Genomic DNA, 13,179 nt, shown 5'->3' with positions numbered 1-13,179 from the left:
GCCATGCGTTCTTTCAGCGCGGCTGTGATTGCCACAGTTGCCGCCATGTCCTTCTCGTCCGGACTGGCGGCAGCCGCCCCCAAGGATTATTGCGCCGACCTCAAAGGCGGCAATACCGGCAGCACCTGCGAAATCCAGCTCTCCGACCAGGCGTACAGCGTCAACATCAGCATCCCGCTGGACTACCCGGACCAGAAATCGGTCGCCGACTACATCTCCCAGACGCGTGACGCGTTCCTCAGCACGGCCAAGTCCGGCGCGCCCAGCGGTACCCCCGCCACCTTGAGCATCAAGGCGACGGAGTACAACTCGGCGATTCCCCCACGCGGCACGCAGGCCGTGGTGTTCACCGTCACCCAGAACGTCGGCGGTGGGCCCTCCACGACGACCTACAAGGCGTTCAACTGGGACCAGAGCTACCGCAAGGCGATCACATACACCGCCGCACCCGACGACAAGCAGAACACACCGCTGTGGCGGGTGGACGATCCGCTGAAGACCGTCGCGCCTATCGTCGCGTCCGAACTGCAGCAGCAGCTGGCACCGCCACCGCCGCCGCCGGCTGCGCCGCCCACGCAACCCGGGCAGCCGGTGACGACGACACCGTCCAGCACTACTTCCACCACGCCACCGCCACCGCCGCCGCTGGCATTCGTGCCGGGGGCGCTCTACAACCCGGCCAACTATCAGAATTTCGCAGTGGTCAACGACGGGGTGATCTTCTTCTTTGACCAAGGCGCGTTGTTGCCCGCCTCAGCCGGCGCCCTGCACGTTCTGGTGCCCCGGTCTGCGATCGACCCGATGATCGCCTAACACTCGTGTGAGGGAGGGGCTTTCATGCGAGTGCCGCGCGAGATCGCACGCTTCAATCGCCACGTCACCAACCGCGCGGCTCAATCGATCACCCCGTGGCTTCCAGGGTTGGGGACGCTCCAGCACGTCGGACGCAAGTCCGGTAGGCGATACCGAACACCTCTGTTGGTTTTCCCGACCCGAGACGGCTTCGTCATCCTCATCGGCTACGGGCTCGAATCGGACTGGCTGAAGAACGTTTTGGCCGGCCGGGCGACGGCGCTGGAGAAGCGGACCAAAGCGATCCCTCTGGACAATCCGCGGATCTGCAGCAAGTCTGACGCGGCGAACCTCGTCACACCCGCATTCCGGACGTTCTATCGGCTATTCCCCTACAGCGAAGCAGCGTTGGTGCTGACGAAGAGTGCACACACGTCGCCCTGAACGCCGTGGCAGCGATCGATGTCACACCTGCGCCCTGCCACGCCGTCACGGGGAGGATCGAACCTCGGTGTCGGGCTGCGCTGGTTGTGGGGCCGTCCCACCGGGAAGCTCGCTCAGACCGATGCACGTCCCGGTGTCGGAGCCGTCACACGGTACTCCGCGGATCTCTGGCAACTGATTGGGGCCGCGCTGGTTCACTTCAGCCTGTGGCGGATCAATCGACGGTAAGCAGCCGTCGAAGTAGATCTGGCTGGTTTCGTTGGTCGGGCAGGGATCGGCAATCGGGGTGGCAGGCGAGGCCTGGATCATTCCCATCGCCAGCGGAAACGCCGTCGCGGCAGACAAACCACCGATCATCGTGGCTAGTCGTGTTGTGCTCTTCACCGAAAAATTCCTCTCCGTGTGCTGCGGTATGCCGTGTGGCTGGACCGTGGTAGCTCGATGTCCCACAAACGAAACGGGGGTGACACGCAGTCCTGCAGCGTGCTGGACATCCGGCATCGTGAAGCCGTCGTCCGTAGCCCTGACGCTCGGGTAGCTCCGTGTCGCATCGGGCTACGTAACCTATACCCACAGTCGCGCTGCGTAAAAGCTGTCACGGGAATTATTTTCGGGACTGGAAAAGGCGACGGCGTGCGGTGCCGTTACATCGTGATGACGTTGCAGCGCAACCGATTCACGCCGACGGACATAGGATGCCAGACGACTTTCGCTCCGGGCGCGGGTAATTACGGCTCAGTGACACCTGCGGTCGGCCTCAATTCGGCAGGTGGCCCTTCAGTCGTCGAAGGTCATTGTCATCAGGTAGTGGTGCACCTTCGTGCTGGTGGGCGTGGGAAGGCCGATGAGGCCTGGCAATTCGGCTACGAGCCGTTCGGCGACAGTGAACAACTTCACGTTCAGTTCTTGAGATCGCCACTTCAACACGTCGAAAGCAGCGTCGGGTGTGATGCGGTAGATCGCCATGAGCATCCCTTTGGCGAGGTCGATGGTCTCGCGGTGCCCGACGATTTCATCGAGCTTCTCGTTGAGCGAAAGATCCAGGTCGTCGGCGAAACCCTCGGTGACGTCGATGTAGAAGCCGCGAGTGGCCGTGATTCTGCCGTGGTGGTCGGTTACGGCGTCGCCGACCACGACGACCCTGCGGATTTCTCCGGTGACGGTGCGGATGCGGTGGCGGCTGCTGAACGGCGCCGATGTCGGTGCGAGTAGCGTACGCACCCGCGCGAGGTCGTCGGGATGTTTGTGGCTGAGCACCAACTCGGTGGTGGGAGTGACCTCGCCGGGCCGATAGCCGTGCATTCGAGCCACGGCGTCTGACCATATCCAGGTGTCGGTTCCGTAGTGGTATTCGAATCGGCCGACGCGTTGCGGCGGACCATCGAGCACCGCCTCGTCCGTTGGCTTTGGCGCCTGTCCGTCGACTGTCGGCTGCGCAGCCGCAGCGGTGAAGCTGCCGCACTGGCGTCGGTTGTCGGCGGACACGTCACGACCCTCTCCGTGAGATGGCCGAATCCACCCCCGGCGTGCGGTTGCGGTCGTGCTCGCCGCGAGTTCCGGTCGCCTTGTGGTAGATACGCAGCATCTCCTCGGCGATCCGGTCCCAGGTGTATCGCGCGCAGACGCGATCCCGTCCGGCGAGTCCCAGGCTGCGCCGTAGGAACGTATCGTCCAGGATCGGTGAGGCGGCCGCAGCGATGGCGCGGGGGTTGCGTGGCGGCACCAGCCGGCCGGTCACTTCGTCGACGACGGTGTCCAGCGTGCCGCCTACCGCCGACGCGATCACGGGAATCCCGCAGGCCATTGCCTCCAGGGGAACGGTTCCGAAGCCCTCGTACCACGGTGCGGAGATCACGACGTCGGCTGAGCGGAGCATGTGCGGCATGCTGCTGTGCGCGATTGCCCCGGTGAATACCACCCGGTCGGCGACACCCAGCTCGGAGGCGAGCTCTGCGAGCCGTCGCACTTCGGCACTGTCGCTCAGGTGTCCCGGGTCAGGGCCACCAACAATGATCAGCTCCGCCTGCGGAATATGCCGGAGAGCCAGGATTATTGTGTCAAATCCCCTGTCGGCCAACGATGTAGCCGCCGCGACAATACGTGGGCGCTCGCCGTGCTCGACGCACGTGCCGTGAGCGCAGAATTCTTCTGCGTCGACGCCGCACGGCACGACCGACAGGCGCGAGCGCGAAACCCCGAACCGGACCAGTTCCTGTACCTCTTCGGTGCACGTCGCGACGACCCACGATGCATGCCGGGCGACCAGTCTCTCGAGCTTCGCGCGTGCGTCACTGTCGGCCTCCCGTCGACCAAGCTGTCTCTCTTTGACAGCACCCAGCTCATGGAAGGTCTGCACCGTCGGGACCCCGCTGCCAAGGGTCGCCAATTCCGTTGCGACACCGGATGTCCAGAAGTGCGCATGCGCCACATCTGGTGCGGATTCGGCCCACCGGAGAGCCAGAGAATGGCCGAATTCGCCGAGATACTCCGGGATTTGGGTTTCAGACACCGGCTCGGGGGGACCGGCATCCACGTGCACCACGGTGTACCCGTGTGCAGTCGCGATGCGATCCGGGCTGTCCGGGTCGCTCCGCCGCGTGTACACCGTGACCTCGTGGCCTTGCCGTGCCACCGCGGCGGATATCTGTGCGACGTAGATACTTCGAGCGTCCGTGTATGGGGCGGTGGTATCCGCCAGCGGGCTGGCATGTGTGGACACTACTGCTGCTTTCATCCTGTACTCCTTTCGTCGAGTGCCGAGCTGGTGCCGCCATGCGGGCCGTCCATGTGCCCGATGGGCAGCGAACCGCTCGTCAGGTGTGTCGGTATCGTTCGGCGTCCTCGGCGACAGACACGCCGTGGCCCGGGCGATCGCGCGGAGGATGGAGGTGACCGTCTCGGGGGCTCGGTGCGCCGTCGAACACTTCCGCCTCGAGGCGGGCGTGGTCGACGAAGTATTCGAGGTGGCGGAAATTGGGGACCGCGGCGGCCACCGGGACGTGCACGGCGGGAGCGCAGTGCGCGGAGACTTGCAGGTTGTGAGCGGCGGCCAGCGATGCTGCCGCAAGCCAGCCGGTGTAACCGCCGCAGCGAGTGACATCGAGTTGCAAACAGTCGACCACCGGAAGTAGGCGCCGCGCGTCGTAGAGATCGGCGACGTACTCCCCCGCCGCCACATCGCAGCGCAGTGCGCGTCGCACCTCATTGAGACCTTCGGTGTCATCGCTGCTCACGGGTTCTTCGAACCAGGCAACGCCGAGGTCGTCGAGCGCCGCGCCGATCCGCCGAGCCTGACCTTGGGTATACGCGCCGTTCGCATCGACCATCAGCTCGACATCGTCACCTGCCAGCAGCCGCAACTGGCGAACGCGGGTCAGGTCGCGGTTGAGGTCGGCACCCCAATCCTGTCCTATCTTGATCTTCATCGCCGTGCACCCCGCGGCCTGCCACGATTCGATCTGTCGAGCGAGCCGGTCATCGTCGAGATTGGTGAATCCACCTGAGCCGTAGATTCTTACAGCCCCACGGCTTTGACCGATCATTTCTGACAGCGGCTGGTGTAGCAGTTTGGCTTTGAGGTCCCATAACGCGATGTCGACCGCCGAGATCGCCTGCATCACGAGCCCGCGGGTGCCGTAGTTGCGGCAGGTGCGGCGCATCGCTTCCCAGGCGCCGGCGACAGCGAACGGATCTCGGCCGGTGAGCACCTCGGCGAGGTGTTCGATGACGACGGAGCCGGCGGCGGGCGAGCTGTAGGTCCACCCCATTCCCGAGGTGCCGTCGGCGTGCACATGGACCACCACTGCGGTGGTGGCATCCCAGGTCAGGGTGCCGTCAGCTTCGGGTCCGTCGGTGGGCACGGTGTAGGTGGCGACCTGCAGGTCCTCAATCAGTGGGGGCGCGGTCATGACGATTTGGCGTGAACGGCAAGCAGATCGGCAGCGCGCGCGGCCAGTGCCATGATCGTCAGCGCCGGGTTGGCAGCCCCCTGGGTCGGCATGACACTGCCGTCGATGACGTAGACACGGTCCACACCGAAGACACGGTGCTCGGAGTCGATCACCCCGTCCTGCGGGCGCTGCGCCATCCGGGCACCGCCGACGAGGTGGGCGTAGCGCTCGATGGTGATGACCTCTTGTGCGCCGGCCGCGCGCAACAAGTCGGACATGACGTCATTCGCGGCGCGAATGAGCTGTAGGTCATTGTCGCACTGGCTGTAGGCGAAGTGCGCAACCGGCAGACCGTGCCGGTCGGTCTCGTCGGCCAAGGTGACGCGGTTCCCGGACTGTGGCAGTAACTCGCACAACGCGCCGAGAGTGGCCCAGTGGACGTAATCGCGCATGTATTCCCGCAACGTCTGTCCCCAATGCCCTTGTGCAGAAACATGTTCTGCCCAGGCGATAGGCAATGGGCTGACGGTTTGGATGGAGAAGCCGCGTCGGTACGGCTTGGTCGGGTCGGTTTCGTAGAACTGCTCGGTGCTGACCTCCGGCGGGGGCGCCTTGTACATCCGGATGTCGTCGTCGAAGCGGCCGGCCACCTGGGGCGCTCCTTGCACCATGAGGTTACGGCCCACCTGATCGTGGTCGTTGCCCAGTCCATCGGGGTGCGCCTCGGTTGCCGAAAGCAGCAGCAGGCGGGGGGTTTCGATGGAGTAGCCGGCCACCGCCACCGCGTGTGCGCGCTGGCGGTGCACTCTGCCGGCATGGAAATACGTGACACCGGTTGCGGCGCCGGTGCGCTCATCGACCAGGATGCGGCTGACGTGGCTGTCGGGCCGGACCTCGGCGCCGTGGGCCAGCGCGTCGGGTATGTGGGTGATCAACGGGCTGGCCTTGGCGTTCACCTTGCAGCCCTGGATGCAGAAACCTCGGTAGATGCAGTGCGGCCGGTTACCGAAGCGGCCGTTGGGTATCGCGACCGGCCCGACGCGCATGTCGATGCCCATGGCCTCGGCGCCACGCAGTGCGGTCAGGCCGTTGCCGCTGACCGGGTGGGGACTGTGCGGGTATGAATGCGGATCGCCCCAGGGCCAATTCTGGCCGGCCACCGGGAGTTCGGCTTCGATCTGCTCGTAATAGGGCCGCAGGTCCTGGTACGCGATCGGCCAGTCGGCACCGACTCCGTCGACGGCGTGCGTATGGAAGTCCGAAGGGTGAAAGCGCGGCGTATAGCCGGCGTAATGGACCATCGACCCGCCGACACCGCGCCCGGAGTTGTTGGAGCCCAGGGGAACCGGATCCGACCCGCCGATCTGGCGTGGGTCGGTCCAGTACAGGCCGTGCGAGCCCCGCTCGTCGCTCACCCAGTCGGTGTCGGGGTCCCAGAACGGTCCGGCGTCGAGCACCACCACCGACCACCCGGCACGGGCCAACCGCTGCGCCAGCGTGGCACCGCCGGCGCCCGCGCCGACGATGACGAGGTCGACCACATCGTCGTGCCCATACCGACGCATGTCGGCACGTAACCGGTGATTGGTGCGGGTCCCGTCGTTGGGCAGCAACCACGCCGATTCATTGCGCGCGCGCACCTCCCGTGTGTTAGCCATCGGCAGCCCTGGCGGGCAGGTCGTCGTCCGCGCGCCGGGCGCGTTCCACGCGTCGCGCGAAGGGGACGGGGTCGATGTCGTCGTGGTCGCTGACCTCGAAGCCCTCGCGCGCGTTGATACCGGGGTTGAGGTAGCCGCGGGGGTAGGCAGGGCCGGGGAAGCCCATTTCATTCCACGCCCACGGATGGGAGTAGAACGCGGTGCACGCGTAGCGCGTCCATAGGCTCCAGATGTGGGTGGCGGACCAGTCGTGCCAGGTCTGGCCGCGATCGGCGAGGTCTTGGACATCCTGAAGCAGCCGCGCCTGTGCGGAGCGTTCCAGATCGGCGTAGCCGGCGTCGTAGCGACGGTGGGCGTCGGCATCCAGGGCCGCGAGCGACTCGCGCCAGGCCTGGCCGTCCGCGGGAAGGTCGTCGTAGTGCCAGCCGTCAGTCTCGCCGACGGCCAGTCGATGGTCGATCAGCGCCAGCACCGGAACCCGCGGGTCGTCGTCTTGTGCCAGCAGCAGATCGAGCATGGGCGCAGCCACAGCGACTTCCTGGGGGGTGAAGAACGCCAGCGCCTTGGGCAGCGCCAGCCGGGCCAGGATGACTCCCGCGGTCACCTCGTCCCACTGATCGGCCAGGGCCAGCACGTCGAAGCCCGGGAAGCGACCCCGGTTTTGCGGTGTGATGGCCCGCGGGTGAGAAGGACGGATCGGCATCAGTGCGACGCTCCCGCCCCGGGCCCCGGTAGGTCTTCTCGGCGCAGCAACGCAGCCAGCAGGCCCATTCCGCCGACCAACGATGCCAACAGCGGCGCGAAGGCCGGGGGCCCGGACTCCATGTTGTACTTGGTGATTCCGCCTGGCCGCTGTCGGATTCCCCGCAGATGCAGGTAGGCGCCTTGAACACCGTTGGCCACGATCAGCGCACTTGCCGCCGGTAGGACGGTGCGCGCGGCGCGAGCGGAGAAGAACCCGGCCACCCCGGCCGGTATCGCGGTGGGCACGATGACGACGGGCCAATACATCATCTTGTTGCCGAAGCTGGCGCCGTCGTGGGACAGGTAGATCTCGGCGGTGGTGACAGCCGCGCCACCGGCGGTCAGCACCGCCAGGGTGCGTTCGAAGCGGCCGGTTCGAATGGCGTGCAGCGCTGCGGCGATCGGTTTCACTTATCAGCCTTTTCTTTTGGGAAGTACTGTTGCACTTTTTGTTTGACGCCTTGCTTGATGAATCTGGCGGAGTCGTCGTCGCCGCCGAGGACGGCTTTGACCAGCGACGTCGCCTGCTCGAAGGTGGCGTGCGGCGGGATCGGCGGTACGTCAGGGTCGCAGCGCACATCGAGCACGGTGGGACGGTCGGCACCCAGCGCTCGCGCCCACGCTCCCCCCAGGGCGTTCGGGTCACCGAGGTTCTCGCCGTGTAGGCCCAGACTGCGAGCGAAACCGGCGTAGTCGACATCGGGAAGTGACTGCGACGCTTCGAATTTGGGTGATTCCTCCATGGCCCGCATTTCCCAGGTGACCTGGTTGAGGTCGTTGTTGTGCAGTACGGCGATGATCAGACGGGGATCGGCCCACTGCTGCCAGTACCGAGCGATGGTGATCAACTCGGCCAACCCATTCATCTGCATCGCGCCGTCTCCGACGAAGGCGATGGCCGGACGGTCCGGGTGTGCCCATTTGGCGCCGATCACATAGGGAACCCCGGGCCCCATCGTGGCCAGCGTTCCGGAAAGGGAGCCGCGGACTCCGGCGGGGAACTTCAGGTGCCGGGCATACCAGTTGGCCGAAGAGCCGGAATCCGCGGCAATGATGGCATCGGCGGGCATGCGCTGTGACAGTTCCCAGAACAATCGCATCGGGTTGATCGGGTCGGCATCGGTCATCGCGGTGCGTTGCACCGTCGTCCACCAGCTGTCGACCCATTTCTCGATCTTGTCCCGCCAGGAACGGTCAGTCTTGCGGTGCAGCAATGGAATCAACGCTTGCAAGGTGGCTTTGGCGTCGCCGACCAGATTGATCTCGTACGGGTATCGCATGCCGATCCACTTGCCGGAGCGGTCGATCTGCACCGCGCGGGCCTGGTCGAGCTTGGGCAAGAACTGGGTGTAGGGAAAGTTGGACCCGACAGTGAGCAGGGTGTCGCAGCCCATCATCAGGTGCCAGCTCGCGGTCGTCCCCAGCAGGCCGATCGAACCGGTCACCCAGGGTAGGTCGTCAGGTAGAACGTCTTTGCCCAGCAGAGCTTTTGCCGCGCCGGCACCGAGTAGGTCGGCCACTTGGGCCAACTCGTCCTCGCAGCCGCGCGCTCCCTGACCGACCAGCAGGGCGACTTTCTGCCCGGCATTGAGCAGCTCAGCCGTCCTGCGGACGGCGGTGTCGTCAGGTGTCACGCGCGGCCGACTCAGCCCGAGGCTGGACGGTACCTGCTTGAACGCGTGCCCAGGGGGCTCGTAGGTCAACTCGAAGACATCCGAAGGCACGATGATCGCCGTCGGCGCGGATTCGCTGACTGCAACACGGATCGCCCGGTCGATCAGGTTGGGCAATTGCTCAGGGACGGTACACATTTGCACGTAGTCGCTGCACACGTCCTTGAACAGACTGAGCAGATCGATCTCCTGCTGATACGAGCCACCCATTGCCGAGCGTTCCGTTTGACCCACGATCGCCACCACGGGAACGTGGTCGAGTTTGGCGTCATACAAACCATTGAGCAGGTGCACCGCACCGGGACCGCTGGTGGCCACGCAAACTCCGCACTGGCCGGAGAACTTCGCGAACCCGACGGCCTCAAAAGCCGCCATCTCTTCATGACGGGCTTGGACGAACTGCGGATCGTCGCCGGCCCGCTGCCAAGCCGCCAGTAACCCGTTGATGCCATCGCCGGGAAATCCAAAGACCTGTCGCACACCCCACTCCCGCAGCCGGGCCAACAGGACGTCCGCAACGGTGTCTTTCATGTCTATGCTCCCGAAATCTCTTGTCTATGGGTCTGCGTCGAATGTCGTTCCTGATCAGCGATGCCGCGCGACAGCGGCACCGCCGGCGATCAATGCCGCGCCGGCAGCGGCCAGTGACCACCCGTGGGCGTTCTCGGCCAGCCACCGTTGTGGTGACCGCGACCACGCACGGTCGTCGAAGATCCCGTGGGCGCCATAGTCTTTGCCGTCCACGCCGTCGAGGGGCTCCCAGAGATTGTTGGGCCGGTCCGGGCCGGTGGCCTCCCCGGTCTGTTGTGAGGAGAAGCCGGTCTTGGCGAGGTAGCGATCCAGCACAGCAGGAACCGCATGTTGACCCAGGATGGTGGCCACGGTGCTCGCGCCGACCCAGTGGGTCTTGCGGCGCGGGTGGTCGGCGGCGTAGACAATCGCCCGGGCTGCCACCTCCGGTTGGTAGATCGGCGGCACCGGCTGCGGGTGTCGCGGCAGCCGGGACAGCACCCAGGAGAATTGGGGCGTGTTCAGCGCGGGCATCTGAACGACGGTGACGTGGATGTCGCTGTGATCGTGCAGCAGCTCGGTGCGCAGTGACTCGGTGAATCCGTTGATGGCGTGTTTGGCGCCGCAATACGCCGACTGTAGGGGAATCGCCCGCACGCCCAGGGCGGAGCCGACCTGCACGATGGTGCCCCGGCCACGCGTGCGCATACGGGCCAGCGCGGCCATGGTGCCGTAGACGAACCCTAGATAGCTGACTTCGGTGACACGGCGGAACTCCTCGGGACTGATGTCGGCAAACGGAGCAAAGACCGAGGTGAAGGCGTCGTTGACCCAGACGTCCACCGGCCCGAAAGTCTCCTCGGCTCTGGTGGCCGCCGCGTCGACCGCGGCGGCGTCGGCGACGTCGGTGGGAATCGGCAAGGCGCTGCCTCCCGCGGCCTCGACCTCGGCGGCCGCCGCCGCCAAGCCGGCTTCTCCGCGGGCCAGCAATACGACGCGGTCGCCGCGGCGACCGAAAGCCTGTGCGGCAGCACGTCCAATACCGGCACTGGCTCCGGTGATCACGATCGTGCGGGGCGAGGATGTGGTCATAGTGACTCCTTGAGGGCTGGGATGAGGTGACCGGAATCCTCGGCGGACACGTGGCCACCGAGCGGATGGCCAAGCGTCAGAGAGGTTTCCAGCAACAGGGCGTGGACGAAGGCTTGCGGGAGATTCCCGCGCAACTGGCGCTGTTCGATGTCGTACTCCTCGCACAGCAGTCCTGGTGGTCCGCAGGCTGCCCGGTTGCGTTCGAAGTAGCGCATCGCAGTCACGTCGTCGCCGAGCTGATGGTGGGCCAGCGCCGCCCAGAACCCACACAACAGGAAGGCGCCCTCAGCAGCGGCCAGCGGACGCTCGTCGTGGCGGAATCGGTAGACGAATTGGTCGTCGGCAAGTTCGGCACTCAGCGCGGCCACGGTTGCGACGCTGCGCGGGTCGCGGGCCGGCAGCGCCCCCCGCAATGCGGGTGTGAGCAGTGCGGCATCCATGCGGGAGTCGTCCGGGGCGCGTTGCCAGCGCCCGCTCGGATGCACGCAGTCGTCGGTGCTGGCCAGGATGGCGTCGGCCAGAGCACTCCACCGGCCGCCGTCGCGACCGCCGACTTCGCCTGCGATGGCGCGCAAACCAGCGACGCAGATCAGTCGAGAATGCGTCCAGTGCCGGTTGTCGAGCTCCCAGATCCCGGCATCGGGTTGCTGCCAGCGTTGGGCGATCGCGTCGACTGCCGCGACGGTGGCGTTGTAGGCGTCGGTGTGCAGGTGATCGTGACGGGCGGCGGCGGCGAACAGCAGCAAGGCCTCCCCGAACGCATCGAGTTGGAATTGACCGTTGGCGTGGTTGCCGAGAATGTCACTGCCGCCGGGATAACCGGGCAGGTGCAGGGAGCGCTCATTCGGGACAAGACCGCCATCGATGGTGTAGGCCGGGCGCAGCTGGGGGCCGTCGGCCAGCAGCCTGTCGGTGACGAAAGCGACGGCGTCGTCCAGCAGCGGGTGGGGGCCGTCGACCGCGACTGCTTGCCCGGCGTAACACTGGTCGCGGATCCAGACGTAGCGGTAGTCATAGTTGCGGCCCTGCTCGGCACGTTCGGGCAGGCTCGTCGTGGCCGCCGCAACCATCCCTCCATCAGGGGCGGTCAGACCGCGCAGAACAGCGTAGGCGTGGCGGGCGTCGCGTCGCGCGATGCTGTGGTGCATCGCGGGAACCGCACGCCGCCAACTGTTTTCCGTGGACTCCCACAACATGTCGGGATTCGTGACGCGACCCTCGGCAGGCTGGTCGGAGATCTCCACGACGAGGTCGTGGGTGCCCCCCTCGGGCACCACGAGGCGAGCGTGCAAGGCTGATCCGCCGTCACCGGGAGTGGCACCCGGCGCTCCGGATACTCGAATGCGCAGGTCGCCGGCGATGGCGTGCCAGCAGCCCTGGTCGTCTCGGGTCAGACGCGTCATTGCGTCGTGACCGAATCCGGCTGCCGGACGGAAGTTCATGTCGAGTCGAGCCTCGCCACGGATCGCCATCACCCGACGCATGAGCACCGCCCGGTGCGCATCGCCGGGATAGGCCAACGCTTCCCGGCATTCGACGATCCCCTCGGTGCTCACCCAGCGGGACCGCCAGATCAGGGTGCCGTCCTCGTAGTAGCCACCCCAGACGAACCTCGCCGCCGGCGTGAGGGCCCACACACTGTGACCGCCGATCAAGCTGCTGAAGACGGCGTCATCAGCCCAACGCGGCGCACACATCCAGGCGATGTCGCCACGCGGTCCGATCAGCGCGCCGCGCTGCCCATCGGCCAACAGCGCATATTCGCGTAACACATGAGGTTCGGGAATCGTCGCGCTCACGGCCGGCGACCCCGTTTGCCGTGCTGCGCAGCTGGTCGTGCGGTTCGCCGGGCGATCCAGTCCGGACCTTCAATGTGGTTGGGCACCAGCCAAATTGCGACTGCGAAGTTGTAACAGAACACCAACGCCCACACGAGCAGCACCGGGGTGGTGGAACCGAAGAGGTGCGTATGGTGCACGGCAGCGACCGCGCAGATCACGACGAGCAGCACCGCGCCGATACTCAAGGTCGCGGTGATCACCCGCGCGGCGCGACGCCATACCACCGCCACCCCGGCGGCGACGGCCGCGCCGAGCAGAGTCCAACCCAAGGGTGCGCTGACTCCGATATCCAAGATCTGAGGACCGGGGGTTCGCGACCCGGCGGTGATGGCCATCACCAGAGTGATTACGGCCAGAACCGCCAGGACGGCGGCTTCGGCGGCAAGCATTCTGCGCGCTTCCCGCCAGTGCGGCGGGTTCAAGCTGACCCGTCGCAGATCGTCCGTTTCGCCGGGCACCGGGCCCCGGGTATCGCGCGCCACCGCCGCTCCTTAACTCTGCTCGTCCCTGCTCGCTCACCCCCTGGACACCGTTT

13 protein-coding genes are annotated in these 13,179 nt (G+C 66.1%); 2 read left to right on the top strand and 11 right to left on the bottom strand.

Features of this window, described 5'->3' with window-relative positions:
- Positions 1-3: 3 nt before the first annotated feature.
- Positions 4-813: an RsiV family protein gene (locus CRM90_RS09190; protein WP_102806677.1), complete on the top strand. Its 810-nt coding sequence runs from the start codon at positions 4-6 to the stop codon at positions 811-813.
- Positions 814-837: 24 nt separating this feature from the next.
- The gene (locus CRM90_RS09185; RefSeq protein WP_102806676.1) at positions 838-1,236 is read left to right on the top strand and encodes a nitroreductase family deazaflavin-dependent oxidoreductase; all 399 of its coding nucleotides are present in this window, start codon (positions 838-840) and stop codon (positions 1,234-1,236) included.
- Positions 1,237-1,281: 45 nt separating this feature from the next.
- On the opposite strand, the gene CRM90_RS09180 is transcribed toward CRM90_RS09185, so the two are convergent.
- The 11 genes from CRM90_RS09180 to CRM90_RS09130 form a co-directional block, all read right to left on the bottom strand.
- Positions 1,282-1,620 carry a hypothetical protein gene (locus CRM90_RS09180; protein WP_142391351.1) on the bottom strand — a complete coding sequence of 113 codons (339 nt, stop codon included), beginning with the start codon at positions 1,618-1,620 and terminating at the stop codon, positions 1,282-1,284.
- Between the two features lie 393 nt (positions 1,621-2,013).
- Entirely contained in the window at positions 2,014-2,721 is a 708-nt protein-coding gene (locus CRM90_RS09175; protein ID WP_102806674.1) for a PAS and ANTAR domain-containing protein, read from the bottom strand.
- A gap of 1 nt (position 2,722) precedes the next feature.
- The gene (locus CRM90_RS09170; RefSeq protein WP_102806673.1) at positions 2,723-3,970 is read right to left on the bottom strand and encodes a glycosyltransferase; all 1,248 of its coding nucleotides are present in this window, start codon (positions 3,968-3,970) and stop codon (positions 2,723-2,725) included.
- A gap of 79 nt (positions 3,971-4,049) precedes the next feature.
- Positions 4,050-5,144, bottom strand: a complete 1,095-nt coding sequence (locus CRM90_RS09165; RefSeq protein ID WP_102806672.1) for an enolase C-terminal domain-like protein — start codon at positions 5,142-5,144, stop codon at positions 4,050-4,052.
- Complete coding sequence (locus CRM90_RS09160; protein WP_233209246.1) at positions 5,141-6,691, bottom strand: GMC family oxidoreductase; 1,551 nt, start codon at positions 6,689-6,691, stop codon at positions 5,141-5,143. The genes CRM90_RS09165 and CRM90_RS09160 overlap by 4 nt, the downstream gene beginning before the upstream one ends.
- Positions 6,692-6,776: 85 nt before the next feature.
- On the bottom strand, positions 6,777-7,487 hold the full coding sequence (locus tag CRM90_RS09155) for a gluconate 2-dehydrogenase subunit 3 family protein (RefSeq protein WP_102806670.1): 711 nt from the start codon (positions 7,485-7,487) through the stop codon (positions 6,777-6,779).
- The gene (locus CRM90_RS09150; protein WP_102806669.1) at positions 7,487-7,939 is read right to left on the bottom strand and encodes a hypothetical protein; all 453 of its coding nucleotides are present in this window, start codon (positions 7,937-7,939) and stop codon (positions 7,487-7,489) included. The genes CRM90_RS09155 and CRM90_RS09150 overlap by 1 nt, the downstream gene beginning before the upstream one ends.
- Positions 7,936-9,732 carry a thiamine pyrophosphate-requiring protein gene (locus CRM90_RS09145; protein WP_102806668.1) on the bottom strand — a complete coding sequence of 599 codons (1,797 nt, stop codon included), beginning with the start codon at positions 9,730-9,732 and terminating at the stop codon, positions 7,936-7,938. Before CRM90_RS09145 ends, CRM90_RS09150 begins: the two co-directional genes overlap by 4 nt.
- Before the next feature lie 54 nt (positions 9,733-9,786).
- Positions 9,787-10,803, bottom strand: coding sequence for an SDR family oxidoreductase (locus tag CRM90_RS09140; protein WP_102806667.1), 1,017 nt, complete (start codon positions 10,801-10,803; stop codon positions 9,787-9,789).
- On the bottom strand, positions 10,800-12,602 hold the full coding sequence (locus CRM90_RS09135; RefSeq protein WP_233209236.1) for a glycoside hydrolase family 15 protein: 1,803 nt from the start codon (positions 12,600-12,602) through the stop codon (positions 10,800-10,802). Before CRM90_RS09135 ends, CRM90_RS09140 begins: the two co-directional genes overlap by 4 nt.
- Positions 12,599-13,126, bottom strand: a complete 528-nt coding sequence (locus CRM90_RS09130) for a hypothetical protein (RefSeq protein ID WP_142391350.1) — start codon at positions 13,124-13,126, stop codon at positions 12,599-12,601. Before CRM90_RS09130 ends, CRM90_RS09135 begins: the two co-directional genes overlap by 4 nt.
- Positions 13,127-13,179 lie beyond the last annotated feature (53 nt).

The sequence above is a fragment of the Mycobacterium sp. ENV421 genome (genome assembly GCF_002887815.1).
In the GTDB taxonomy this organism is placed as follows: domain Bacteria; phylum Actinomycetota; class Actinomycetes; order Mycobacteriales; family Mycobacteriaceae; genus Mycobacterium.
The sequence above is the reverse complement of the archived record's forward strand: the minus strand, read 5'-3'. Positions and strand labels throughout refer to the sequence as shown.

Excerpts from the sequence above, each read along its gene's own strand:
- CRM90_RS09190 (WP_102806677.1), top strand. The coding sequence starts at position 4 with ATGCGTTCTTTCAGCGCGGCTGTGATTGCCACAGTTGCCGCCATGTCC.
- CRM90_RS09185 (WP_102806676.1), top strand. The coding sequence starts at position 838 with ATGCGAGTGCCGCGCGAGATCGCACGCTTCAATCGCCACGTCACCAAC.
- CRM90_RS09170 (WP_102806673.1), bottom strand. The coding sequence starts at position 3,970 with ATGAAAGCAGCAGTAGTGTCCACACATGCCAGCCCGCTGGCGGATACC.
- CRM90_RS09165 (WP_102806672.1), bottom strand. The coding sequence starts at position 5,144 with ATGACCGCGCCCCCACTGATTGAGGACCTGCAGGTCGCCACCTACACC.
- CRM90_RS09160 (WP_233209246.1), bottom strand. The coding sequence starts at position 6,691 with ATGCGTCGGTATGGGCACGACGATGTGGTCGACCTCGTCATCGTCGGC.
- CRM90_RS09155 (WP_102806670.1), bottom strand. The coding sequence starts at position 7,487 with ATGCCGATCCGTCCTTCTCACCCGCGGGCCATCACACCGCAAAACCGG.
- CRM90_RS09145 (WP_102806668.1), bottom strand. The coding sequence starts at position 9,732 with ATGAAAGACACCGTTGCGGACGTCCTGTTGGCCCGGCTGCGGGAGTGG.
- CRM90_RS09140 (WP_102806667.1), bottom strand. The coding sequence starts at position 10,803 with ATGACCACATCCTCGCCCCGCACGATCGTGATCACCGGAGCCAGTGCC.